Genomic DNA, 24,363 nt, shown 5'->3' with positions numbered 1-24,363 from the left:
AGGCGGGTATTATTACATCTGCTCGACGGTTTCAATGCCCAGCAGGCCAAGACCCAGCTTCAGGGTTCTGGCGGTCAGGGCGCAGATCTGCAGGCGGCTGTTGCGCAGGTCTTCAGAAACGCCTTCCTTGTTCACCGGGCATGCTTCATAGAACTTCATAAAGGCACCGGAGATGTCGTACAGATAGGCGCACAGCTGATGTGGCAGGCCTTCTCTGGCAACGGATTCAATGGTTTCGCTGAAGCGGCACAGCAGCAGGGCCAGCTCCCGTTCAGCATCGTTCTCAATCAGGATATCACCAGTGAGGTCAGACTCGCTGATACCGGCCTTGCGGAAGATGCTCATGATCCGGGTGTAGGCATAGAGCAGGTAAGGTGCGGTATTGCCCTCAAAGGCCAGCATGTTATCCCAGTCAAAAACGTAGTCGCTGGTCCGGTTTTTGGAAAGGTCCGCATATTTTACCGAGCCAATGGCCACAGAGCGGATCACATTTACCTTCTGCTCTTCTGAAAGGTCGTCGGATTTGCTGGCAATCAGGGCGGCTGCGCGTTCTTCCGCCTCGTCCAGAAGGTCTGCCAGCTTGATGGTGGTGCCGGCTCGGGTCTTGAACGGTTTGCCATCTTTGCCCAGCATCATGCCAAAGGCGTGGTGTTCCAGTGACGCGTGGTCAGACGCAAATCCTGCCTTGCGGGCAATGGTGAATACCTGGTCGAAATGCTGTCCCTGGCGTGCATCTACGTAATAGAGAACGCGATCGGCGTTCAGGGTATGGCAGCGGTGACGGATCGCCGCCAGGTCGGTGGTCGTGTAAAGGAAACCACCTCCGGACTTCTCGACGATGACGCCCATTGGGTCGCCATCCTTGTTTTTGAACTCATCCAGAAAGACAACCCTGGCACCGCTGTCTTCGCTCAACAGTCCCTGTTCATCCAGCAGCTGAATGATCACGGGCAGGCTGTCGTTATAGGCGCTTTCCCCCATCACATCAGCAGTGGTCAGTGAGACATTCAGGCGGTCGTAGGTATCCTGGTTGTGTGACAGGGTGGTATCCACCAGTTTTTTCCACAGTTTCAGGCAGTACTCGTCGCCGGCCTGCAGGCGAACCACATAGCTTCTGGCGCGGGTGGCGAAGTCCGGGTTGTCATCAAAATGCTTCTTGGCTTCGCGATAGAACGTTTCCAGGTCAGAAAGCTCCATGCTCATGGCTTCCTGGTTCTCTTTCTCCAGTTCTTCCAGGTGGGCGATCAGCATGCCAAATTGCGTACCCCAGTCCCCCAGGTGGTTCTGGCGGATTACCTTGTGTCCGAGAAACTCCAGGGTTCTGGCGGTTGAGTCACCGATAATGGTGGAGCGCAGGTGGCCAACGTGCATCTCTTTGGCAACGTTCGGCGCTGAGTAATCAACCACCACGGTTTGCCTGTTGTCGGTCTGTGCAACTCCAGCCCGGGGATCGTGGACGGCAGACTGAAGACTGCTGGCCAGCCACTGGGGGGCGAGATGAATGTTGATGAAACCGGGTCCGGCAATGTCAACCTTGCTGGCAATGCCATCAAGATCCAGATTGTCGATCACTTTTTGTGCCAGTTCCCGTGGGTTCATCCCCATTTTTTTGGCCGCAGCCATCACGGCGTTGCACTGGTAATCACCAAAGTTCGCCCGTGCGCCGGGACGAACCATGGCCGGGGTCCCCTCTGGAGCACCCGCAGCAATAAGCGCTTTGATGACTTTGTCTTCAAGCAGCTTGAGAATATTCATGCATGAGTCCTTGGTTAAAACTCGCTGGAATTTAAATGGCGGGAATGCTATCGAAAAAGGCCATGTGTCTCAATAGAAGCAATCGCTGTGCTTGAACTTATACCAGTAAGGCTGGAGATAATGGTATCTTTATCCGGGTGTGTTCATAAACAGCCGGACAAACACAGACCTGACAATAGATAAGTTGAGAGATATGACATCCAGATCAAACAATAGCAGGCGGGGAGCCAGTAAATCGACCAATGCCGGTAAATCTGCCGGTGTGTCTCTGCCCAACTGGGCCTGGTTGCTGGCAGGTCTGGTTATTGGTGTGTTTGCTGCTTTTCTGGCAGGGCTGACGCCCTCTGCCAAAGATGTGCGCAGCGTCGCCGGGCAGGTCCAGTCATCGTCCGGGGATGAACAGAAAAAAGATAATCAGCCGGTGTTTGATTTTTATACCCTGCTGCCTGAGTCGGAAGTGACGGTATCCATTGCGGAGCCGGAACTGAAACCGGAACCAGTCTCTGCCAGAAAACCAGAGAGTAAGCCGGATCAGAAACCGGCCGCCAGCGCTAAAAAATATCTGCTGCAGGCCGGTTCCTTCCGCAGCGACAAGGATGCCGAGCGACTCAGGGTGCAATTGCTGCTGGAAGGTTTGAGTCCCAAAGTCGAGAAAGTCAGTGTTGGCACAGGGGAAACCTGGCATCGGGTGCAGCTGGGACCATTTGCCGACCGGGCCTCACTGCACAATGCCCAGGAAGTGCTGGCCAGCAAAAACATTGATAGTCTTTTGTTACAGTTGAAATAGAAAAAGCACCATTGCGGGCGGGTTTTCTCTTCCGCCCCTCTTGATAATTTATTTCCCTGCCCCATATAAGGCCCTGTTATCCGTTTTTTATTAAGGAGCGAGCCTTGGAACAGTATCGTGGCACAACTATTCTGTCGGTACGTCGTGGCGGCAGTGTGGTGATCGGTGGTGATGGCCAGGTTTCGCTGGGTGATGCCGTAATCAAGGGCAACGCCCACAAAGTACGCCGACTGTATAAAGGTAAAGTGATTGCCGGGTTTGCCGGTGGTACCGCTGATGCCTTCACCCTGTTTGAGCGTTTTGAAGCCCAGCTGGAAAAACACCAGGGACGACTGACCAAATCAGCGGTTGAGCTGGCCAAAGAGTGGCGAACCGAGCGGGCCCTGCAACGTCTGGAAGCCATGCTGATTGTTGCTGATGCCACGGCCTCCCTGATCATCACCGGTAATGGCGATGTCATGGAGACGGAAGATGGCATCCTGGCCATCGGTTCCGGTGGTTTTTATGCCCAGGCAGCTGCCAAGGCACTGTTTCATAACACAGAAATGGGTGCCCGGGATATCGTTGAAAAGAGTCTGGGTATCGCCGCAGATATCTGTGTCTACACCAACTCAAACCAAGTCATCGAAGAGCTTCCTGCAGCTTGAAACAATAGCGATCTAACGAGTTTCTGATATGTCAGATATGACACCCCGTGAAATTGTCCATGAGCTGGACAAACATATTATTGGCCAGGACGAGGCCAAACGCGCTGTAGCGATTGCCCTTCGGAACCGCTGGCGCAGAATGCAGTTGAATGAAGATCTGCGTAACGAGATCAGCCCGAAAAATATTTTGATGATCGGCCCCACCGGCGTTGGTAAAACCGAGATTGCCCGGCGTCTGGCCAAACTGGCCAATGCACCGTTTATCAAGGTGGAAGCCACCAAGTTTACCGAAGTGGGTTATGTGGGCCGCGATGTCGAGTCCATTGTCCGTGACCTGATGGATGCTGCCATCAAAATGCTCCGTGAGATGGAGATGGAGCGCGTTCGTCACCGTGCGCTGGATGCCGCTGAAGAGCGCATTCTGGATGCCCTGCTGCCGCCTCCCCGTTCTTTTGGTGAAGAGTCGTCTCAGCCTCAGGACAACTCAACCCGTCAGGTGTTCCGCAAAAAACTCCGTGAAGGTGACCTGGACGATAAAGAGATTGAGATTGATGTGCGTGAAGCGGCCATGGGTGTTGAAATCATGGCTCCTCCGGGCATGGAAGAGATGACCAGCCAGCTGCAGAACATGTTCTCGAACCTGAATACCGGCAAATCCAAAAAGCGGAAGCTGAAAGTCAAGGATGCCATGCGTCTGGTTCAGGAAGAGGAAGCGGCCAAGCTGGTTAATGAAGACGAGCTCAAGACCAAGGCGGTTGACGCTGTTGAGCAGAACGGTATCGTCTTTATTGACGAAATTGACAAAGTGGCCAGGCGCTCCGGGGCTTCCAATGCCGATGTCTCCCGTGAAGGTGTGCAGCGTGACCTGCTGCCATTGATCGAAGGTTGTACCGTTTCTACCAAATACGGCATGGTGAAGACAGATCACATTCTGTTTATTGCCTCCGGTGCGTTCCACCTGGCCAAGCCTTCTGATCTGATTCCGGAGCTGCAAGGACGTCTGCCCATCCGTGTTGAACTGAAAGCGCTCTCTTCTGAAGACTTTATGCGCATTCTGACCGAGCCGGATGCATCTCTGACGGAACAATACCAGGCGCTGATGGCCACAGAGTCGCTCAATATCGAGTTTGCCGAGGATGCCATTCGCCGCCTGGCGGAGGTTTCCTGGCAGGTGAATGAGCGTACTGAGAATATCGGTGCCCGCCGTCTCCATACAGTGATGGAGCGTCTGCTGGAAGAAGTCTCCTTTGGTGCAGCAGATCTGGCCTCAGCCCAGGATGGCGCGCCACTGAAGATTGATGCGGCTTATGTTGATAAACACCTGGGTGAACTGGTTCAGGATGAAGACCTGAGTCGTTATATCCTCTGATGTTTGATAGGGAGTGGTCAGTTGGTCACTCCTTTCACTCTCTTACTCTTTTCTATGAGTGGAACCCCCGCCCGAAATGACTACCCCAATTCCTTCCGCCATTAAACTGCATAAGCGCTCCAAAACCCTGGAGATTCAGTTTGGTCATGACACGTTCCAGCTGGAAGCGGAGTTTCTCCGGGTATTAAGCCCATCTGCCGAGGTTCGTGGTCATGGCAACCCTGTTTTGCAGACCGGTAAACTGAATGTGGCCATCACCGGCGTGGAAATGGTTGGCCAATATGCCATCAAGCTGGTGTTTGATGATGGGCATAACAGTGGGATTTATGACTGGGGTTACCTCCATGAGCTGTGTCATAACAAAGAAGCGATGTGGGATGAGTACCTGCAGGCTCTGAGGGATGCCGGTGCCAGCCGTGATCCGGACGTTTCGGTGGTTCGTCTTTTTCAGTAACTTGACCTTAATGCCCTGCCTGCTACGTTGCATGTGACATAACCACCATTATGAAAACTTAGCCACGGAGGCATTATGTCTACCAATATTAACCAGTCCAAAACCACCTGGAAACGTGTAGAAAGTCACAGAGAAACATTGCGTCAGGCTGGTTTGCGCCCTTTACAGATCCGGGTTCCTGATACACGGATCAAGGGCTTCGGTCTGGAGTGTCAGCGACAATCTGCTATGCTCAAGTCCGATAAACTGGAACGCGACACCATGGACTGGATTGAACAAACCAGCGACGATGAGGGCTGGGCATGAAGCGCGGCGACATCGTTACCGTCTCAATCAAGGGAGACGATGGCAAACCCAGGCCAGCCTTAATCATCCAATCCAACCTGTTTCCAGAACACCCTTCGGTCACTCTTTTGCCAATCACAGGAGAGTTGAGGGATGTGCCCCTATTTCGCTACACCCTGTTTGAAAGTAAAGAAAACGGGCTCAACAAAACCTCTCAAGTGATGATTGATAAAATCACCACTATAAAAGCAGACAGAATCGGCAAAACCATCGGCTCACTCAGTCAACCAGAACTGACAGAAGTCATCCGGCTGATGGCCTTGTGGTTGGGAATGGCCTGAAAGCACTTCATCCACAACGGATTCCCGGGAGCGCGAGCAATCAGCAATGCACGACAATTGCCATTCATCATGGTCAGGATTTCGGCCCAGGGATTGTTCTGCCTTTTCGAGCATCAAGATCAGCTGCTTACGTTGTTTCTTCCTGGCCAGTTCCAGGGGTGTCTGGCCATGGCAATCCCTGGCATGGATATCAGCGCCGCTATCGATCAGAACGGGCAAAGACCCAACGGCATTTCCCTTAACCGCAACATGCAGCACCGTCTCGTCTGTGCTGGTGGTCGCATGGATATTTGCCCCGTTACAGAGCAGGAATTGTGCACTTTCTACCTTGTCTTTCTTTATGGCCATGTGCAGGGGCGTAAAGCCTGCAGCCGACCTGTTATTAACATCTATCCCTTTGTTAACCAGGATCTGGGCACAGTCGATCTGGCCACACTGGGCAGCGATATGCAAAAGAGATATCCCTCCCTGCAACTGATTGAGGGAAATTCCAGTCTTTTCCATCGCATCAAGCAACAGCTCCATGCATGCGGTATAACCAAGGCGGACAGCGTGGCATAGGGGGGAGTAGTTGTTGTCATCCAAGGTAGTGATATCGGCATTGTTGTCGACCAGAACCTGCACACACTGCCTCTGATCGCTTATGGTGGCCAGGTGCAGGGGAGTCTGGCCACGTTTATTCTTGAAGTTGATATCCGCTTTGTAAGCCAAAAGAAGCTCGACACTTTCCAACTGGCCCAACTGTGCGGCTATATGCAAGGGGCTCAATTTCTTATTACTCCTGGCATTGATATACACCGAGTCTTTGTGATTCAACAGCACAGTCATACAGGAAATCCTGCCAAACTGGGCAGCGATGTGCAGGGGGGTATGGCCCATCCCATCCTTTGGATTAATGCTCGCCCTTTTGTCCATCAACAGCAACCGAAGGCATTCGCTGTGACCATGTTTGCTGGCAAAATGCTGGGGCGTCCATCCCCCACCGCGTTGGGAGCTTATGATCAGCGCCTGATGCTCAAGCAAGACTTTCATACATTTCACACTCCCTTCCCGGGCAGCAATATGCAGAGGCGTCAAGCCATAAAGAGTCCTGGCATTGATATCAGCCCCCAGCCTGATCAAGGTCTGCAGATACTCCACACTGTCGAACAGGGTCGTATTATGGAGGGGGGTATTGTGGCCCTCTGTGAGGGCATGGATATTGGCACCATGCCTGATCAGGATGTCCACAGAATTCCGCTGGGGAGTCTGGGTGGCCCGGTGCAGAGCGGTTATACCGTCACGGTTGACCGCATTGACGTTGTGCCCGGCACCAAGCAAAAGCTCCACACATTCAACGTGTCCATGGTCGGCGGCGCTGTGCAGTGGCGACCAGCCAAGGATGGTGCTGGCTTCAAGAAACCCGGCACCATGAGCCAGTAAAAGTTTTATACACTCTGGATACCCTTGATGGGCAGCGTTGCTCAGGGGTGACAGGTTCCTGTTGTTGCGGCAGTTGACGTTTGCCTGCCGGTTCAGCAGTAATTCCACGCACCGGGCCTTGCCAGCCAGGGCTGCCAGGTGCAGGGGAGTAGAGCCGTCGTTGTCCCTGGCGTCAAGCAGGCTGACATTGCGATTGAGCAACAGTTCCATAAAATTCACACCGCCACCAAGGGCGGCAATGTGCAGGGCTGTCTGCCCATTGTCGTCTTTGGCATTGACATCCAGCCCTTGATCAAGGAGCACTTGCAAGAAATCGATGGGGCCACTGCGGGTGAGAACATGCAGGAGTGTCTTGCCCTTGTCCAGAATGGCGTTCACATTGGCACCATGATCGAGCAGGATTTGTGCACACTTGCCATGACCATTAAGAACGGCAAGGTGCAGTGCCGTATGATGGTGATCACAGGTGGCATCTATATTCTCTTCATACTTCACCCAACTCCTCTCACTCCTCTCACCGTGCTTCTCTCTGCGCCCGGTGAAGAGTATGGCTGCCACACAGGCATCATGCCCCATCATAGCTGCGAGATGCAGGGGGGTAGTGTCAAACAGGTCAATTTCATTGCCAGCCGCCCTGAATTCAAGAAAACGCTCCACACACGTCACTTGACCATGCAGGGCAGCACTGTGCAGGGGGCTTCTGCCCATACTGTCCCGGATATTCATATTGGCACCATTATTGATCAATGTTTTGACACACTGCTCGTGGCCATATCCTGCGGCAAAGTGCAGGGGTGTCACGCCGACAGAGGAGACGGCATTGACATTGGAATTATGGTTAACAAGCATCTGTACACACGCCTCATTGCCCGTCTGGGCAGCAATGTGCAGCAGCGTGACATGGCCGCCGTAAAATGCTGAGTAAAAGCTCTGACGGGCCAGCATCGGCTCCCGATCCAGCCAGCCAGACAACGCCTCCATATCCCCGGAACGACAGCATTGCAGGGGTTCATCGAGAACAGCGGCCTGGTCAAGCAGTGGTTCAGCTGCACTGCCATGGCCAGGTACCTGCTGCACAACATCGACACTGCGCTGGGCAATCCCTTTAGAGTTGTTCAGCCAGGGAGTGATGCACTGTTCATGATATCGATGCTGACAAGTGGCAACGGTGATTTCTTGTTGATCAGCAAATGTCTGCTGGCACACGGGGCAGGAATTATTTAAAACGAAAGGGACGGCAGGGGCTGGCGAAATAGCAGTATTCATCAGATCTCCTGACTAATGGTGGATGACCATGGGAAGGCAAGAGAAGCGTAGCAGAGATATTTTGGCTTGCAGGGATTATCGCCAGGGAAAGACCGGGCTGTGTCAGCGGTTGGATAGGAAGAGCCGGATAAGGGAGGCCTTCAAGTCCGGAGCTGTGAGCAATTAATGAACGGTTTGTCACTTTTTTTGTCTTAATTCATGCTTGTTCAGCTGGTTCTGGTTATTAGACTTCAATTGCCCACCAGTTTTCATGCCTGCTGATTGCATCAGTCTTTAATCTGTCCATCCATTAGCCGGGGCAGAGCAAAGCAACGTTAAAACATTATTATCAGAGGAGCTAAAAGATGATCAATTTAACCAATAATCAACGGCCTCCCCAACTTGATAAGCCCGGCTGTCTCGCACAAGTTCATCAACCAAAAAAGGATGTAACCACTAAAGATCCTGAGTCTGCTTTTAACGGAAAGCCGGTCACTCTTGCCGAAGCTACCCACCCAGCCCCGGTGTCGGGATCAACCGTAACAGATATAGCCCCGGAGTTGGCATCAACTGTGATAGATATAGATATGAGACCGGAGTCGACATCGACCGTAATAGATATGGCAATATTGGCAAGGAGTGTAAAACCCACTTCTGAACCTGCCTCATTACCTGAACCACACCTTGATGATCTTGTTTCCTGGTCTCAGTTGCCGCCGCAAATCAAGCAGGAACTAACACCCTGTCATCACCTTCTGTTTGCTATATATCTGGGCTTACCCATAGCGGAAATCAATAAAAAAAATATACAACACAACCTTGAGCACTCAACACAAAAATTTGATTATTTGTCCTGGTATTCACAGCAGCATGGACTGGCCCGGGAAAAACTTACCATACCCCATGGCAAATTGCTGACCATGCTGGGGGGGATCTCAAGGCCCGATCTGGTTGCACGGTACTGTGACATCTTTGGTATTGCCGTTGATCAAAGACAGTTCTGCGGTGAATGGCCTGCCGGTGTCCGGGCTGTTGACGACAATGCTGCACTGAATCATGAACTGGATTTTTTCAAGTTGCACAAAATCTTCATTGGTGATGAATACCTCCGCTCTGTCCCGACCGCAACCGTGGCTTATTGCGCTGGATACCCGGAACTGATGAAGGATAAGGATTTGCGACAACGCTCCATTATTGTTGACAAGTGTCTGTCAACCCCCCTGCTACTGAAAAAAATTCTGGATACCAAAGAGGGGCGAATGACCGTAAATGAGCTGGTAAAAATATTGAGCAATCCTGAAATTATGGCCATCAATACTGCACACCAGTTAATTGAATCCCTGAAAGGGTTTCCACCTCGTTTTAATCTGTCTGAACAACACAGTTTGAGTTTGAAAAATCAGATTCACCATTATGCCTATGATCTTGGAATGATAGGAGTGGATGCTGAATCTTTCGGTCGTGCACTTGGGTTGCCGCTGCACATAATCCAGAAAATTCTCTATAGAATTTGTAAAAAAGAACCCGGCTACCTGTATATCACAAAATTACTGCATGCAGCATTCCGTTGTCTGCCCCAACTTACTTCGGAACATGTTGCGTATGCTTCGTCGCAAGCTGTTAAGTCCAGCAACTGTGTTGAGAGATTAGAGGATTTGATCGCTGGAAAAATAAAACGTTATCCCTGGTTTTGCGTCTCCAGTCCTGAAAAGCCTCCCGTCCTCAAACCGCTCTTCTGGCAGGATGTGCACAATGATGGCACAGACCCGGAGATGACCGGTTCGAAACCGCTGACGCTGGATTTTTTGAGGTATTTGCCATTGAGCCACAACTGGTATTTGATTGGTCTTACCATGGGATTGTCACCGGATGAGCTAAGTCATATTGGCAAAAAAACCAAAGTGGACTTCAGGGTATCGGCAAATGAACTCAGTCTTGCTGCTTCTGAGTTGTCCCGGATACTTTCTCAATCCGAGAGAGGACTGGAAACAGGACATCTCTATCAGGCACTGCAATATTTGGATGATCAAGCGACACTGGCTTACTTTCCTGAGCATCTGTCAGTCCATCCTGACAAACCATTACCAGAGCACATCGCTGAATCCGTTGAAAGTGGAAGATCAATAGCCCATCTTTTGCGCACTTTCAAGACAGAGGAACTGGAACGTTTTCTGAAGTTGTTCAGTAGTTATGAGGAAATGAAATACCAGCTGCCCAAGGTCTATAAGGTATGGGATGGAGTTTGGGAAAAAGGTAAATATTACGAACCCGGTAAACCTTATGTAGCCTGGTCTTCAAGAAGTAAGGCAAAATGAAAGCTGGGGTCTTTATTCTTAACGCAAAACAAGGGAAGCCGAAACTGACTTGGTTCTATCTTTTGAAGCGATTCAAGATTTATGATTAAGGTTACCTCCATGAGCTATGTCTTAACAAAGATCACTCTTCAATAAATCCTCGGGATCGGCCGAGCGACAGGCTTATTTTTGCTTGTCCGGGATAAAAAACAAAATTTGATTGTCTTGTGTAAGTAAATACAAACAGAGGTTTCAAGACCATGAATATCAGAGGTGAACACACTACTGCTGCCAGCTCTTCATCTCCGGCACCTGCTCAAGCCAATGACAAAAAAAACAAACGCAAAAAAACGGTAGCAAAACGCGAAACACCACTCCCGGTTGAACATTCCAGCCAGCCCGCAACGGGTAAAAAAACAAGAAAGATGATTGTACCGGAAAAAATTGTCGAGCCCATGATGTCGTCCACCCTGACCACCTCCAAAGCGTTGAGCGAGCAACAGAAAAAGCTGAGCAAGCAACTGGTTGAGGCGGCCCGAACTGGCAACAAGGAGGCCGTGGAAGCATTGCTTGATCAGGGCGCGGATATCAATATGAACTGGAAGGTACATGAATGTCCCATTGCCGCAGCAGCCCGGGAGGGTCATCTTGAGCTGGTGCGCTACCTCCATGAGAAAGGCGCAAGGACCGACAAGCTTTTTGCATCACCGATCATGGAAGCAGCCAAATATGGCCATGTTGACGTTGTAAGTTACCTGCATCAGGCAGGCGTCAGTGAAGATATCTGCATAAACTGCGACACCCCGATCGATGAAGCCATCGTTGGGGGGCACATTGACGTAGTGAAGTACTTTATTGAACACGGTGTAAACGTCAACGGCTCTATGAAAAGCTTTAACATTCCCCTTTACCTGGCAGCCAGTTCGAAACACCTTGATATAGTGACATTACTGGTTGAGAACGGTGCTGACCTTGACGGTTGCAAAACAGGCCGTAACACCCCGATCTGGATTGCGGCCAAAAAAGGCCACCGTGATATTGTGAGTTTTCTGGTTGCAAAGGGTGCTAACGTCAATGCATTCAGTTCAGGATACGATACTCCGATCTGGGTTGCGGCCCGAGCTGGAGACCATGAGCTGGTTAAGTACTTGCTCGAACAGGGTGCGGATCTGAATGCAAACAGTACCGGCTATGGGACCCCGATTCTTGCTGCGGCCCTGGCCGGTGACCGCAATCTGGTCAAGTACTTGCTCGAACTGGGTGCGGATGTGAATGCCAACAGTGTCGGCAGCCTTACCCCGATCTGGGCAGCGGCCTCGGCCGGTCACTACGAGTTGGTCAATGACTTGCGCCGTGCAGGGGCAACCTTTGAAAAAAACAGCACAAAGCATGAAACCCTCATCTCGGCAGCTGCCATGGGCGGAAGCATCAAACTGGTTCAGGAATTGCTCCAGGAGGGCGGTTACATCCGAACCCGTGGTGACTACATTCCCCTGATAAATCGGGCGAAGGATCATCACCGGACTCAGCTGCAAGAATACCTGAAAAAAGAATATGATCTTTTGCCAGACCCGCTTGGTCCCAAGCCTGGGAAAAAAAGAAAAAAACGCTGATTCGACACCTGCCTATGTGGCAGGACCGTTGCCAGGGTAGCTGATAAACACTTCAGCAAAATGAACTTATGAACCGCACAACAGTCTGCTTTTTATATTTTCATGAATTAATGAAATATAATTATGGATAGAAGTTCTGGTGGTATCAGTGGTAAATGTGCAAGATCAAACAATGATTACAACCGACCGGATGGCCATGCCGCTTCTTCAAGGCATGGGCGATATAGACATGCCACAGTCAGACAATGGAATAATCCCCCCCGCACGGGGCGTAATGAATTTTACCATTCTTCTGGTGTACGCTCTTCTCAACATCTACAGTGCCGTTCGGTAAACCCTGCTCAAGATTTTAATGCCCTCATCAAACAAGAAATAATGGCTGATCTGGTGAGTAAATCTGATCATTTCGGTCATCGTTATGACGGGAGAAATCATGGTCGATACGCCAGTTCAATTAAAAAATACTCGTCAGTTGTTAAAAGACCTTTAAATCGGGATGAACAAAGCCAGCTGATACGTCTGCTGCAAAATTTTACAGTAACGCGGAGCTGGAATTGGCTGAGCCTGACGACAACATTTCATTCATTGACCTCAGCAGGTGTTTTTACCCCTCATAAACCCATGGATGAGCGTTTTAAACGTACTCAAGCTGTCTTATTGTCAGCGCTACTTGATGTAGTAATATTCAAGTGCAACCAAAAACCTGAAGCCAGGGATATTGATGCCCGTGGAATCGCCAACCTGGTGTGGGCCATGGCGAAACTGGTGGACAATGGGCAGGAGCTGACACCAGAGCTCAAACAGGCTGTTACCGCGCTGTTGCCCCACGTGAGCGCACAGAATGACCAATTTATTCCTCAGAATATCGCCAACATGCTGTGGGCGATGGTGAAACTGCTGGACAACGGGCTGAAGCGAACACCAGAGTTTAAAGAGGCCGTGGCCGCGCTGCTGACCCACGTGACACAGAAAGCTAACTTTAAACCTCAGGGTATCGCCAACCTGCTGTGGGCCATGGTGAAACTGGAGAACAACGGGCAGGAGTGGGCATCAGAGATCAAACGGGTCGTTGCCGCGCTGTTGCCCCTCGTGAACGCACAGACAGCTAACTTCAAACCACAGGAAATTTCCAGCCTGCTGTGGGCCATGGCGAAACTGGTGGAAAACGGGCAGGAGCAAGCACCAAGGCTCAAAGAGGCCGTGGCCGCGCTGTTGCCCTGCGTGACGGCACAGAAAGCTAACTTTAAGCCACAGGGTATCGCCAACCTGCTGTGGTCCATGGCAAAACTGGTGGACAACGGACAGGAGCAGACACCAGAGCTCAAAGGGGCCGTGGCTGCGCTGTTGCCCTGCGTGAAGGTACAGAAAGACCAATTTAATGCGCAGGATATCGCCAACCTGCTGTGGTCCATGGCGAAACTGGTGAACAACGGTCAGAAGCGGGCACCAAGGCTCAAAGAGGCCGTGGCCGCGCTATTGCCCCACGTGAACACACAGAAAGACCAATTCAATGCCCAGGGTATCGCCAACCTGGTGTGGGCCCTGGCGAAACTGGTGGAAAACGGGCAGGAGCTGATACCAACGCTCAACAAAGCTTTGGCCGCACTGTTGCCCAACGTGAACGCACAGACAGCTAACTTTAAATCACAGGAAATTGCCAACCTGCTGTGGGCCCTGGCGAAACTGGTGGACAACGGACAGAAACGAACACCAGAACTCAACGAGGCCGTGGCCGCGCTATTGCCCTTCGTGAACGCACAGAAAGCCAACTTTAAACCACAGGGTATCGCCAACCTGATGTGGGCCATTGCGAAGCTGGTGGACAACGGGCAGAAGCAGACACCCGATATCAGGGAGGCCGTGGCCGGGCTGTTGCTCCGCGTGAATGCACAGAAAGACCAATTTATTCCTCAGCAGATCGCCAACCTGCTGTGGGCCATGGCGAAGCTGGTGAACAACGGGCAGGAACAGACACCGGAGCTAAATGAGGCCGTAGCCGTGCTGCTGCCCCACGTGAACGCACAGAAAGACCAATTGACTCCTCAGCAGATTGCCAACCTGCTGTGGGCCATGGCGAAACTGGTGTCTGACGGGCAGGAGCGGACACCAGGGCTCAACGATGCCGTGGCCGCGCTGTTGCCCCTGGTAAACGCACAGAAAGACCAATTTATTCCTCAGCATATCGCCAACCTGCTGTGGGCCATGGCAAAACTGGTGGACAACGGGCAGGAGCGGACACCAGGGCTCAACGATGCCGTGGCCGCGCTTTTGCCCACCATCAACGCACAGAAAGCTAACTTTACACGACAGGAAATTGCCAACTTGCTGTGGGCTATGGCGAAACTGGTGGACAACGGGCAGGAGCGGACACCAGGGCTCAACGATGCCGTGGCCGCGCTTTTGCCCTACGTGAGCGCACAGAAAGGCCAATTTAGTGCTCAGGGTATCGCCAACCTGCTGTGGGCCATGGCGAAACTGGTGGACATCGGTCAGGAGCGGACACCAGAACTCAACGAGGCTGAAGCCACGCTGTTGCCCTCCGTGAACGCACAGAATGACCAGTTTAATGCCCAGAGTATTACCAACCTGCTGTGGGCCCTGGCGAAGCTGGTGGACAACGGGCAGGAGCGGACACCAGAACGCAAAGAGGCCTTGGCTGCGCTATTGCCCCGGGTGAACACACAGAAAGACCAATTCAATGCCCAGGGTATCGCCAACCTGATGTGGGCCATGGCGAAACTGGTAGACAACGGGCAGGAGCAGACACCGGAGTTCAACGAGGCCGTGGCCGCACTGTTGCCCCTCGTGAGCGCGCAGAATGACCAATTTATTCCTCAAAATATCGCCAACCTGCTGTGGACCATGGCGAAACTGGTGGACAATGGGCATAAGCGGACACCGGAGTTCAACGAGGCCGTGGCCGCACTGTTGCCCCATGTGAGCACACAGAAAGACCAATTTAACTCCCAGGGCATAGCCAACCTGCTGTGGGCCATGGCGAAACTGTTGGATAATGGACAGGAGCTGATACCAGGGCTCAATGAGGCTGTGGCCGCGCTGTTGCCCCGGGTGAACGCACAGAAAGACCAATTTAATGCCCTGGGTCTCGCCAATCTGCTGTGGGCCACGGCGAAACTGGGGGAATTTGTGGAGTTGAACGTGGTTACATCCACGTTTGAATCCCTTGTCTGCCGAACCAGTAAACACCCTCAGCTCTCTCATCAAGAGATATCAATGTCTCTCTGGGGAGTAATGGTATGCTGTGCCAGGTTGTCTCTGGAATGCAATGCCAATAAAAATAGTGTGCTTGAAACGCACATGGATGACCTGTTTACTCGCCTGGAAAATACCTCCCCTCCAGACAATGAAGAGGAACAATCCATCATTACCATGGCCGCAAGTTGGCTTGGGAGAGCGTGTCCGGTGGTCCCCCATTACCAGATAATCATTTCAAAGCCTCAAATCATCGTCCGCAATCAACTGCAATCATGCATTCCCTCTTTGAAGATTGAAGAAGAACAAAGTCTGAACTCACTGCCTCCGGTTGACCTGCTACTGCCAGATCACAACATTGTGATTGAAGTTCAGGGACCGTCACATTACGTGGGTGGTGATTTCAAAACCAGAGATGGTTCGACTCTGCTTAAAATCGCACTGCTGCAAAAAGCAGGATTTGAGGTCATTGAAATCCCGGTTAACCAGCTTTTGAACCAAGGTTCAATAAAGCGATGTATTGAACAAATAAAGACCAGGTTATTTCAGGGAAGGAGTGCCAGCGTTTCAGATACAATACAGTGATCTCTGTCCTGGGCTCTTTGGCATTCAGCTTTCTTTTTTCGAGGTCATGTCTTCGCCCCCTTTGGTGTTAATTTTCCAGATTCTTTTTTTCAGGATTTTTCATCATTTTATTATACCGCTCCCTTCTTCGCTGACTTACCAGCTTCCTTTTTTCAGGATCTTTCATCATTTCTCTATAACGCTCCCTTTGGCGCTGATTTCTCAGATTTCTTTTTTCGGGATCATTCATTATTTCTCTAAACCGCCATTTTTGGCGCTGATTTTTCAGTTTTCTTTTTTCGGGGTCTTGCATTCGTTCCTTTGGCGTTGCTTTGTCAACTCTCTTTTTTCAGGATCTTTCATCATTTCTCTATAATGTTCCCTTTTTCGTTGATTTATCATTTTTCTTTTTTCGGCGTCTTGCATTTGCTTTCTTTGGTGCTTAAAAAGAAAACTATCAGCAACTTCTTTCCGTGGGATCGTATGCATATCACTTTTTTTTGGGTTCAGCTTTGTCGGGTTAACAAAAGTAACAGGTGATAAATCTTGTCGGTTAAACAGAACGGCATGAGGATGAGTTAACTGATTATCTGGACTCAAATGCCTGGCAGGTATTGGATCAGGCTCACTAACCGATAAGCATACCTGCTGATCAAAGGGAAAATTTGATATTGATTATATCCCATTATTAATGAATTCATCATCAGAATTCCAGGGCACATATTTATCAAGATCTGATTTTGGTATATCAGGAATATCCGTTCCAAAAGAGTTTTCTACATTGAAGCCTGCCTGAGATACAATATTATATTCACTCAGCGATTTAAGAATGCCTGTTTCATTTTGGTGTATATATGATTGACCATTGTAAACAGGAAAAGGTAAGTTCAGTACCTGACCAGACATGCCTTGATACACTTGCTGTTGTTTGCGGGTATCAAGTTCACAGGATTGCTCTATTTCCTCCATCCATGTGGTCGTGCGCGAGATTCGGGGCAGTTTATGAAATAGGGCGTAGAGCCTGAAAACATCCTGCTGGATGATTTTGGTGGCTAAACCTATGATTTAACAGCTAATGTTACAGAAAGGCCAGTTCTCTTGAGAGCTGTCCTTTTTTATCTGTGTAATCTCTTAATGAAAATTTATAAAAGAGGGAAACTATTAAGAACTTTAGTGCTCTAACTATCAGTGGAAATATCTATGATTCAGAATTTCATACAGAATCTGATATCAGATAACCTTAACAACGTAAATACTGATAAGGAAAGGCAGATATGGACGCAATAAAGTTGGGTGTGCTACCAGCTATGTCACACTCCTGGCATCGTCATGCAGAGTCATGGTTTTTAGAATAACGATTAATTTTCAGGATAGTTGTAATGGATTTCAATAATATCAGCCTCTGCGCTGATCCTACTAATTGTTTCAGTACAGGTCCTCAACCTACTGAGAGCGGGCAAGATATTGCAAGCGGGCAAGCCAATTTTGGTCCCTTTAGCGTAGGTATATCCCCCGCTCGGGCTCCCATTCATTTGTCTCAAGCAGCTGGGGCGGCAACTGATTATGCCAGGGAGTATCGCGACCTTATAAGTAAAAACATTGCTGCTATTTCATCTGATGAGGCCGTCTGCCACCTGAAGTTACCCCATGCATTACCTGCAAACACCAGCGGTATTTTTGACCAATCCAAAAAGAAGCGTTTAAAGTCACCTGAAAAACCCGATGAATTATTCGAAAGACTCACAGGTTTTAAGGATTTTTTCAGAAAAGATTCTAAAGATACTGAAGGCAAGAAAGTTGATTTTCCCTCCGGTGCAGATATATCCCCACATCACGCTTCCATTGATTTATCTCAAGCAGGTAAAGTGACAACTGATACTGTTCTGTATAATAACACCTCCAGATTTGAAAACGGTGGTGCTGTTTCATCTGATGAGGCTGTCAGCCACCGGAAGGTAGCCCGTGCATTACCTGAAAACACCAGCATTATTTATGGCAAATCTGATAAAACGCATGATAAGTTTGCTAGAGAGTTCAATGAATATTTCAAAACACTCACAGGTTTTGAGAATCTTTTCGGCAAAGATTCTAAAGATCAGGAGTAAGTATACATAACAAAAATTCCAGGGAACCGAAATGATCAGAATATTGTTCATAGGATCTGCCATTAAAAATGAACTTGCTCAGGTCTTACTGGTCAAATTTGTACTAAAGCCTTCAAAAAAATAACTGACCCTGGAAAGTACCGTATGACGCCATCTACCTCAGTCCAGCTGAGCTGGCTTGAAAACATTCAATACAATTACCAAACCGAAGGATTGTGGAGCGCCCTGTTCGCTGTTTTCTGTTTCTCTGGCCATTCAAGGACCATCTCAGTCGTCGAGGCTGAGAGTTACATCAACACCTTTCCTGAATCCGGGCTAACACAAGCTCTAAACAGAAAAATTGACAGCAGGAAGGTGACTCTTAGTCCTGCTGGCGACTTGCGTGCTCAGACTACAAAGCCACGGCCTGACCCAAAGGACACTCGGACACCCGTAGCTCAGGAAGCAGGCCGGTCAAACTCACAGTCGGAGGTCAACACAGGCCAGCTATCAGAACAACATAGGTTGGCAGAACAACATAGGTTGGCAGAACAACAAAGGCTGGGTCAATTGCAGGAGAATATGAAAGAACTTGCGAATTTGGCAACAGAGTATGTCGATATCGTCCGTGAGGTAAGTGATATTCCAATGGCTGCTGTTTTTATAGGCCTGGAACTAGCGGCTATTGAGAACGGCGAGAAAACCCTCTCTGCAAAACAAATCATCAGCGATCTGAGAACCTGGAGTAAGGAATTGAAATTTGGCTTTGACAGCATTATGGACTCATCACAAACGATTACTGATGAATCAGCAGCACAGGCCCTGAAGCAATTCAGATCCAGATTCGACAAACTGGAACGCATACTGGAACGCAAACAGGATGCAGGGTATATTCTGAGTTCTACCCATGATGGCGCTGCCCGGCTGCTGCCTGACATCAGAACAAATATCACTGCTTATCAAGTCACGGAATGTATTTCAAATGCTGAGAATACAGTCATTACTTCGGCCAAAAAATTACAAAAGATTATAAACGATGGCCACGAAGTTCTCGACAATGTACTTTCCGTGACACAAGGTAATAAAGATTATCAGGAATTAAAACAGAAACTGGATTCCAGGATACAGAATATTCTTAATATGCAAGGCACTAAACACAGCTAGATATTTTAAATAAACATTGTCAGGTCTTGAATTTTGAATGTGTTCAAATACAAAGGCCTTCCCCTGGCTTTTCGTTTTTCTTGACTTTATTCAGGAATCAAGATCTGATCCTCGCTTATTTGCATTTTTACCTTATCCAGTGATTTTTCTTCTCTTCAGAGGGGGAGAACCAGAAGCCTGCCGTCTATTGGTCGTTGTCGTGACTGAGTTCACCCCGTCCGTGCGTCTATTCCTCATCAGCACCCTTCGCTTCTTGCGCAGTGGTTTGCTCAGATCCAACACCTGGACGGTCTTGTCGTCAGAGCAGGAAGCCAGCCTCCCATCGGGCAACACCTTGACTGATGTCACCCTCCCGGCATGCACCTTCATCGTCGCCACGCATTGCTCTCCGTCGGGCTTGCTCGGATCCCAAACGTTTACGAACCCCTTATTAGCGCAGGAAACCAGCCGCCCATCTGGCAATACCGTGACTGAGAGCTGCCAACCGGTATTCCCTCTGAGCGTCAATACGCATTGCTGTCCGTCGGGCTTGCTCGGATCCCACACCTTTATGGTCCCGGCAGCAGAGGAGGAAGCCAGCCGCCCATCGGGCAATACCGTGAATCTCACACAGTTGGCATGCACATTCAGTGTCGCCACGCATTGCTGCCCGTCGGGCTTGCTCACATCCCACACCTTTATGGTCTGGTCATCAGAGCAGGAAGCCAGTTGGCCATTGGGCAATACCTTGACCGATTTCACACAGCCGGTATGCCCATTCAGCGTTGCCACGCATTCCTGCCCCTTGGGCTTGCTCAGATCCCATACCTTTATGCTCTGGTCAACAGAGCAGGAAGCCAGCCGCCCGTCGGGTAATACCACGACAGAAATCACGTAGTGAGTATGCTCATTCAGCGTCGCCACGCATTCCTGCCCCTTGGGCTTGCTCAGATCCCACACCTTTATGGTCTTGTCTTCAGAGCAGGAAACCAGCCGCCCGTCGGGCAATACCATGACTGAGATCACCCCGCTGGTATGCCCTCTCAGCGTCGCCACGCATTCCTTCCCCTTGGGCCTGCTCAGATCCCACACCTTTACGGTCCGGTCAGAAGAACAGGAAGCCAGCCGACCATCGGGCAATACCGTGAGAGCATTCACAAAGGTCTTATGCTCTTTTAGCGTCACCACGCATTCCTGCCCCTTGGGCCTGCTCAGATCCCACACCTTTATGTTCCCGTCATTAGAGCAGGAAGCCAGTCGCCCGCCGGGCAATGCCGTGACTGAGACCACCCCGTGGGTATGCCCCCTCAAGGTCGCCATGCAGGTTTTCAGGGAATTGCTTTGTGCAATCAGGTAGTTATTGCTGACATATCGAAGGTAAGCCAGCCGTAATAGAGGGTCCTCAATGTCATGGTCAGGAACCGCAGGTATATCCCTGTTTTCAATTGTTTTTCTGTATGCGTCAGAAGCAGTGCCGTAATATTGAGCGGACAGTTTTTTCAATTTTTCTTCGGTATTGAACAGGGTTAGCAAGCGGCTGCTTGTTGAAGCCAGGCGGTGAAATTCGACGAACGTCAGGCTGTCAGCAATTTGAGTCAGCATTTCATCGGGTAATGCCAGTAAAGGCGACACTTGTTTAAGAGGAACCACCGAAACCCCCTCTGTGTTTTTTTCTCCCGGCGGATTACCAGACGGAGTTGTATCCCGGGAGGGATGAGTGGAAGCATTATCAACGGCATTTATAGGCATGCCGCCTTTGACCGGTGAACAGCGCTAAAGTTCCTGCCCGACAATGCAATAAATCTGACGTTAATTGATGGCTGCACATTGGCAAGCACCAACGCGGTAATCCGTCCATTACACCGAATCATTGATGGGAGGCGTCTGTTTTTCCAGACCCGGCCGTAAACAGCTAACCATATGAAATTATATATTTCTGACTCCTTGTGCTGGAAATTTTCAGAATCGATACCATTGGTATTTTTTACCTTATTCAGTGGTTTTTCTTCTCTTCAGAGGAGGAGAACCAGAAGCCTGTCGTCCATCGGTCGCTGTCGTGACTGAGTTCGCCCCGCCCGTGTGTCTATTGTTCGTCATCACCTTTGGCTCTTTGCGCAGTGGTTTGCTCAGATCCAACACCTTTACGGTCGTGTCTTCAGAGCACGAAGCCAGCCGCCCATCGGGCAATGTCGCGACTGAGCTCACCCAGCCGGTATGCCCATTCAGCGTCACCACGCAGGTTTCGAGGGCATTGCTTTTTGAAATCAGGTTGTTATTCTCGGAATTGATCTGAGCAAAAAGAGTTTCCAGTTACATGGAGTGGATGCCAAAGCAGCAATCGACCGGTGGTGTGCCCACATTGCTGGGGATCAGGAAATACTTAAACTTAACTGAGATCTTGCCTTCAATGGCAGATGAGAATAAAAAAAATCTCTATCGCGTAACCAACCACACCGTTCATATTCCTTAATCACCGTATCCGGGGTGACCGGTTGGCCATTCAACGCCAAACCCCTCTGGTAACATTCGGCTTTGAAGTGTGCCAATTCCCGTGTTGCCTCGGTGGCCTGATAATCCTTAACCACTGCATCCGGTGTGACCAGCTGACCATTTAACGGCAAGTCCCTCAGGCAACATTGCGTTTTGAAACGGGCAATCCCCAGTTTACCATCCGGACTGTCCGGGAAATCCTTGACCAGCTCATCCGGTGTGACCGACTGGTCATTTAATGGCAGGTTCCCCAGGTAACATGCTGCTTTAAAGTACGATAATTCAAGTTTCGCTTTGAGTGCGTGATAATCCTTTATCACCGTATTCGGCGAGATCAGCTGGCCATTCAATGGCAGGCCCCTGAGGCTGCATTCCGCTTTTAAACACGATATTCCCAGTTTGCCTTCCGGACTATCCGGGAAATCCTTGACCACCTCATCTGGTGTGACTGGTTGTCCATTCAATGCCAGGCCACTCAGGCAGCACTCCTGTTTGAAGCGTGCCAGTGCCAGTGTTGCCCTGGTGACCTGATAATCTTTAACCACCTCATCCGGTGTGACCGGCTGGCCATTCAATGCCAGGCCCTTCAGGCAACAGTCCGCTTTGAAACGCGCCAGCTCGAGAGTTGCATTGGCGGCCTGAAAATCCTTGACCACCTCACCGGGTGTAAGCTGCTGGCCATTCAACGGCATACCCCTCAGGCAGCATTCCGCTTTGAAGCGCGCCAGCTCGAGAGTGGCATTGGCGGTCTGATAACTCTTAACCACCTCACCGGGTGTGAGTGGCTGGCCATTCAACGGGAGGCCCCTCAGGCAGCATTCCTGTTTGAAGCGTGCCAGCTCCAGCGTTGCATTGGCGGCCTGAAAATCCTTAACCACGTCGTCCGCTGTGAGCTGCTGACCATTCACCGACAGGCCCCTCAGGCAACATTCCGCTTTGAAGCGTGCCAGCTCCAGTGTTGCTTTGGCGGCCCGATAATCCTTAACCACCTGATCGGGTATGACCTGCTGGCCGTTCAACGCCAAGCCCTTCAGGCAACATTCCTGTTTGAAGCGCGCTATCCCCAGTCTGCCTTCCGGACTATCCGGGAAATTATTAACCACTGCATCCGCTGTTATCTGTTGGCCATCCACAAAAAGCCCCCTCAGGTAACATTCCTGTTTGAAGCGCGCTATCCCAAGCTGGCCTTCCGGGCTATCCGGGAAATCCTCAATCACCGCATCTGGTGTGACCGGCTGGCCATTCAACGGCAGGCTCCTCAGGCAGCATTCCGCTTTGAATCGTGCCAGCTCCAGTGTTGCTTTGGTGGCCTGATAACCCTTGACTACTGCATCTGGTGTGACTGGCTGGCCATTCAACGGCAGACTCCTCAGACAACAGTGTTCCTTAAATCGCGCCAACTCCAGTGTTGCTTTGGCTGCCAGGTAATCCTTAACCACGGAATCCGGCGAGACCTGCTGGCCATTCAACGAGAGGCCTCTCAGGCAACATTCCGCTTTGAAGCGTGCCAGCTCCAGCGTTGCTCTGGCGGTCTGATAATCCTCCACCACGGAATCTGGTGAGACCTGCTGGCCATTCAATAACAGGCCTCTCAGGCAACATTCCGCTTTGAAGCGCGCCAGCCCCAGTGTTGCCCTGACGGCCTGAAAACTCTCAACTACGGAATCCGGTGAGACCTGCTGGCCATGCAACCAAAGACTTCTCAGGCAACACTCCGCCTGGAAGCGTGCCATCCCCAGTCTGCCTTCCGGACTATCCGGGAAATCCCCAAGCACCTCATCCGGTGTGACTGCCTTGCCATTCAACGACAGGTGTCTCAGGCAACACTCTTCCTTGAAACGGGCTAACTCCAGTGTGGCTGTGGCTGCCTGATAACCTTCAACCACTTCATCCGATGTGACCCGCTGGCCATTCAACAGCAGGTTCCTCAGGCAACATTCCGCTTTGAAACGTGCTATCGCCAATGTCTGCTTATTGTTTCGATTTGGCTTCCGGTTGAATTCCTGAATGACCTGATCCGGGGTAATTTTTCTTTTATTGTCATGCAGAATGTTCTGTAAGCACAGTTTTTGCATGAAGAAGCCAGCTCTCAGAGATGTCCCGTCATTTCTATAGGCCCTGAGCACGACACCTGAGGTGATTTGACGTCCGTGTAATGGTTTACTTTTCCAAAAGGCATCTTCAATACATTTGCCATCATCAGGGGTACTGGTTCTTCTTCTGTGCAATTGATGATTTGATATTCTTTTACCGATAAATGTACTTCTGGACCGGCCAGTAAATCTGCCTGGGCTGGCTTGCTGGCCAGCCCGGTAGGCAGGCTTTGGATGGGGGGGATTTGATGCTGTCGCTTGCAAAATAAACCCCAGGACGGTATATGCCCATGTTTGACCTCAATATGATTATCAGGTTCCATTCTCAAGGTAGACATTGAGCGCCTGCTCCCGACTTCGGGAAGTTAAAATGGTGCCACGAAGGGTACAAATGTTCATGACGATGGTTTGTCACCCTCTGTCATGAAAGCTTTAGCCACAGAATCACGGAGACGCAGAGGAAAAGCGTTTTTCTGTTCTCCGTGTCTCTGTGCCTCCGTGGCAATTTTCTTTCACGGCAAAGCTCGATCGGAATAGGCCACAATGGGCAAGGTGGGTGGGCCA

20 protein-coding genes are annotated in these 24,363 nt (G+C 50.3%); 11 read left to right on the top strand and 9 right to left on the bottom strand.

Features of this window, described 5'->3' with window-relative positions; all coding sequences use genetic code 11:
• Positions 1-12 precede the first annotated feature (12 nt).
• On the bottom strand, positions 13-1,755 hold the full coding sequence (argS, locus tag ACO6UX_RS07795; RefSeq protein WP_422446443.1) for an arginine--tRNA ligase: 1,743 nt from the start codon (positions 1,753-1,755) through the stop codon (positions 13-15).
• Positions 1,756-1,948: 193 nt separating this feature from the next.
• On the opposite strand from argS, the gene ACO6UX_RS07790 reads away from it, so the two are divergent.
• From ACO6UX_RS07790 to ACO6UX_RS07765, 6 genes are all read left to right on the top strand, one after another.
• On the top strand, positions 1,949-2,542 hold the full coding sequence (locus ACO6UX_RS07790; protein WP_422446441.1) for an SPOR domain-containing protein: 594 nt from the start codon (positions 1,949-1,951) through the stop codon (positions 2,540-2,542).
• A gap of 104 nt (positions 2,543-2,646) precedes the next feature.
• Entirely contained in the window at positions 2,647-3,189 is a 543-nt protein-coding gene (gene hslV / locus ACO6UX_RS07785; RefSeq protein ID WP_422446439.1) for an ATP-dependent protease subunit HslV, read from the top strand.
• A gap of 28 nt (positions 3,190-3,217) precedes the next feature.
• Positions 3,218-4,558 (top strand): HslU--HslV peptidase ATPase subunit, encoded by a 1,341-nt coding sequence (hslU, locus tag ACO6UX_RS07780; RefSeq protein WP_422446437.1) that lies wholly within the window; start codon positions 3,218-3,220, stop codon positions 4,556-4,558.
• Between the two features lie 76 nt (positions 4,559-4,634).
• Positions 4,635-5,012 carry a DUF971 domain-containing protein gene (locus tag ACO6UX_RS07775; RefSeq protein ID WP_269673216.1) on the top strand — a complete coding sequence of 126 codons (378 nt, stop codon included), beginning with the start codon at positions 4,635-4,637 and terminating at the stop codon, positions 5,010-5,012.
• Between the two features lie 75 nt (positions 5,013-5,087).
• The gene (locus ACO6UX_RS07770; RefSeq protein ID WP_422446434.1) at positions 5,088-5,318 is read left to right on the top strand and encodes an antitoxin MazE family protein; all 231 of its coding nucleotides are present in this window, start codon (positions 5,088-5,090) and stop codon (positions 5,316-5,318) included.
• Positions 5,315-5,638: a type II toxin-antitoxin system PemK/MazF family toxin gene (locus tag ACO6UX_RS07765; RefSeq protein ID WP_422446432.1), complete on the top strand. Its 324-nt coding sequence runs from the start codon at positions 5,315-5,317 to the stop codon at positions 5,636-5,638. The genes ACO6UX_RS07770 and ACO6UX_RS07765 overlap by 4 nt, the downstream gene beginning before the upstream one ends.
• Here ACO6UX_RS07765 and ACO6UX_RS07760 read toward each other — a convergent pair.
• Positions 5,573-8,326: an ankyrin repeat domain-containing protein gene (locus tag ACO6UX_RS07760; protein WP_422446430.1), complete on the bottom strand. Its 2,754-nt coding sequence runs from the start codon at positions 8,324-8,326 to the stop codon at positions 5,573-5,575. The two genes, ACO6UX_RS07765 and ACO6UX_RS07760, sit on opposite strands and share 66 nt — an antisense overlap.
• Before the next feature lie 344 nt (positions 8,327-8,670).
• On the opposite strand from ACO6UX_RS07760, the gene ACO6UX_RS07755 reads away from it, so the two are divergent.
• From ACO6UX_RS07755 to ACO6UX_RS07745, 3 genes are all read left to right on the top strand, one after another.
• On the top strand, positions 8,671-10,620 hold the full coding sequence (locus ACO6UX_RS07755) for a hypothetical protein (protein WP_422446428.1): 1,950 nt from the start codon (positions 8,671-8,673) through the stop codon (positions 10,618-10,620).
• Positions 10,621-10,859: 239 nt separating this feature from the next.
• Positions 10,860-12,212 carry an ankyrin repeat domain-containing protein gene (locus tag ACO6UX_RS07750; protein ID WP_422446426.1) on the top strand — a complete coding sequence of 451 codons (1,353 nt, stop codon included), beginning with the start codon at positions 10,860-10,862 and terminating at the stop codon, positions 12,210-12,212.
• 123 nt (positions 12,213-12,335) lie between these two features.
• Positions 12,336-16,010, top strand: a complete 3,675-nt coding sequence (locus tag ACO6UX_RS07745) for a DUF1601 domain-containing protein (RefSeq protein ID WP_422446424.1) — start codon at positions 12,336-12,338, stop codon at positions 16,008-16,010.
• A gap of 67 nt (positions 16,011-16,077) precedes the next feature.
• On the opposite strand, the gene ACO6UX_RS07740 is transcribed toward ACO6UX_RS07745, so the two are convergent.
• From ACO6UX_RS07740 to ACO6UX_RS07730, 3 genes are all read right to left on the bottom strand, one after another.
• Positions 16,078-16,302: a hypothetical protein gene (locus tag ACO6UX_RS07740; RefSeq protein ID WP_422446422.1), complete on the bottom strand. Its 225-nt coding sequence runs from the start codon at positions 16,300-16,302 to the stop codon at positions 16,078-16,080.
• Complete coding sequence (locus tag ACO6UX_RS07735; RefSeq protein WP_422446420.1) at positions 16,275-16,589, bottom strand: hypothetical protein; 315 nt, start codon at positions 16,587-16,589, stop codon at positions 16,275-16,277. Before ACO6UX_RS07735 ends, ACO6UX_RS07740 begins: the two co-directional genes overlap by 28 nt.
• A 75-nt stretch (positions 16,590-16,664) precedes the next feature.
• Positions 16,665-16,958: a hypothetical protein gene (locus ACO6UX_RS07730; protein ID WP_422446418.1), complete on the bottom strand. Its 294-nt coding sequence runs from the start codon at positions 16,956-16,958 to the stop codon at positions 16,665-16,667.
• Between the two features lie 410 nt (positions 16,959-17,368).
• Here ACO6UX_RS07730 and ACO6UX_RS07725 point away from each other — a divergent pair, with 410 nt between their 5' ends.
• Positions 17,369-18,094 (top strand): hypothetical protein, encoded by a 726-nt coding sequence (locus ACO6UX_RS07725; RefSeq protein WP_422446416.1) that lies wholly within the window; start codon positions 17,369-17,371, stop codon positions 18,092-18,094.
• Positions 18,095-18,655: 561 nt separating this feature from the next.
• On the top strand, positions 18,656-19,237 hold the full coding sequence (locus ACO6UX_RS07720; RefSeq protein WP_422446414.1) for a hypothetical protein: 582 nt from the start codon (positions 18,656-18,658) through the stop codon (positions 19,235-19,237).
• 132 nt (positions 19,238-19,369) lie between these two features.
• Here the strand turns inward: ACO6UX_RS07720 and ACO6UX_RS07715 are convergent, their stop codons facing one another.
• From ACO6UX_RS07715 to ACO6UX_RS07700, 4 genes are all read right to left on the bottom strand, one after another.
• Positions 19,370-20,965 carry a WD40 repeat domain-containing protein gene (locus ACO6UX_RS07715; protein ID WP_422446412.1) on the bottom strand — a complete coding sequence of 532 codons (1,596 nt, stop codon included), beginning with the start codon at positions 20,963-20,965 and terminating at the stop codon, positions 19,370-19,372.
• 240 nt (positions 20,966-21,205) lie between these two features.
• A complete protein-coding gene (locus ACO6UX_RS07710) occupies positions 21,206-21,448 on the bottom strand; it encodes a WD40 repeat domain-containing protein (RefSeq protein ID WP_422447899.1) in 243 nt (80 codons plus the stop codon).
• Between the two features lie 137 nt (positions 21,449-21,585).
• A complete protein-coding gene (locus tag ACO6UX_RS07705; protein WP_422446410.1) occupies positions 21,586-23,781 on the bottom strand; it encodes a hypothetical protein in 2,196 nt (731 codons plus the stop codon).
• Between the two features lie 14 nt (positions 23,782-23,795).
• Positions 23,796-24,122 carry a hypothetical protein gene (locus ACO6UX_RS07700; protein ID WP_422446408.1) on the bottom strand — a complete coding sequence of 109 codons (327 nt, stop codon included), beginning with the start codon at positions 24,120-24,122 and terminating at the stop codon, positions 23,796-23,798.
• Positions 24,123-24,363 lie beyond the last annotated feature (241 nt).

This window comes from Endozoicomonas sp. ALB091, from assembly GCF_049310265.1.
Taxonomy (GTDB): Bacteria; Pseudomonadota; Gammaproteobacteria; order Pseudomonadales; family Endozoicomonadaceae; genus Endozoicomonas.
The sequence above is the reverse complement of the archived record's forward strand: the minus strand, read 5'-3'. Positions and strand labels throughout refer to the sequence as shown.

Bases quoted from the DNA above. Each gene is read 5' to 3' on its own strand.
- argS (WP_422446443.1), bottom strand. From the start codon at position 1,755: ATGAATATTCTCAAGCTGCTTGAAGACAAAGTCATCAAAGCGCTTATT.
- ACO6UX_RS07790 (WP_422446441.1), top strand. From the start codon at position 1,949: ATGACATCCAGATCAAACAATAGCAGGCGGGGAGCCAGTAAATCGACC.
- hslU (WP_422446437.1), top strand. From the start codon at position 3,218: ATGTCAGATATGACACCCCGTGAAATTGTCCATGAGCTGGACAAACAT.
- ACO6UX_RS07775 (WP_269673216.1), top strand. From the start codon at position 4,635: ATGACTACCCCAATTCCTTCCGCCATTAAACTGCATAAGCGCTCCAAA.
- ACO6UX_RS07770 (WP_422446434.1), top strand. From the start codon at position 5,088: ATGTCTACCAATATTAACCAGTCCAAAACCACCTGGAAACGTGTAGAA.
- ACO6UX_RS07765 (WP_422446432.1), top strand. From the start codon at position 5,315: ATGAAGCGCGGCGACATCGTTACCGTCTCAATCAAGGGAGACGATGGC.
- ACO6UX_RS07760 (WP_422446430.1), bottom strand. From the start codon at position 8,326: ATGAATACTGCTATTTCGCCAGCCCCTGCCGTCCCTTTCGTTTTAAAT.
- ACO6UX_RS07755 (WP_422446428.1), top strand. From the start codon at position 8,671: ATGATCAATTTAACCAATAATCAACGGCCTCCCCAACTTGATAAGCCC.
- ACO6UX_RS07750 (WP_422446426.1), top strand. From the start codon at position 10,860: ATGAATATCAGAGGTGAACACACTACTGCTGCCAGCTCTTCATCTCCG.
- ACO6UX_RS07745 (WP_422446424.1), top strand. From the start codon at position 12,336: ATGGATAGAAGTTCTGGTGGTATCAGTGGTAAATGTGCAAGATCAAAC.
- ACO6UX_RS07740 (WP_422446422.1), bottom strand. From the start codon at position 16,302: ATGCAAGACCCCGAAAAAAGAAAACTGAAAAATCAGCGCCAAAAATGG.
- ACO6UX_RS07730 (WP_422446418.1), bottom strand. From the start codon at position 16,958: ATGGAGGAAATAGAGCAATCCTGTGAACTTGATACCCGCAAACAACAG.
- ACO6UX_RS07725 (WP_422446416.1), top strand. From the start codon at position 17,369: ATGGATTTCAATAATATCAGCCTCTGCGCTGATCCTACTAATTGTTTC.
- ACO6UX_RS07720 (WP_422446414.1), top strand. From the start codon at position 18,656: ATGAAAGAACTTGCGAATTTGGCAACAGAGTATGTCGATATCGTCCGT.
- ACO6UX_RS07715 (WP_422446412.1), bottom strand. From the start codon at position 20,965: ATGCCTATAAATGCCGTTGATAATGCTTCCACTCATCCCTCCCGGGAT.
- ACO6UX_RS07705 (WP_422446410.1), bottom strand. From the start codon at position 23,781: ATGCAAAAACTGTGCTTACAGAACATTCTGCATGACAATAAAAGAAAA.
- ACO6UX_RS07700 (WP_422446408.1), bottom strand. From the start codon at position 24,122: ATGGAACCTGATAATCATATTGAGGTCAAACATGGGCATATACCGTCC.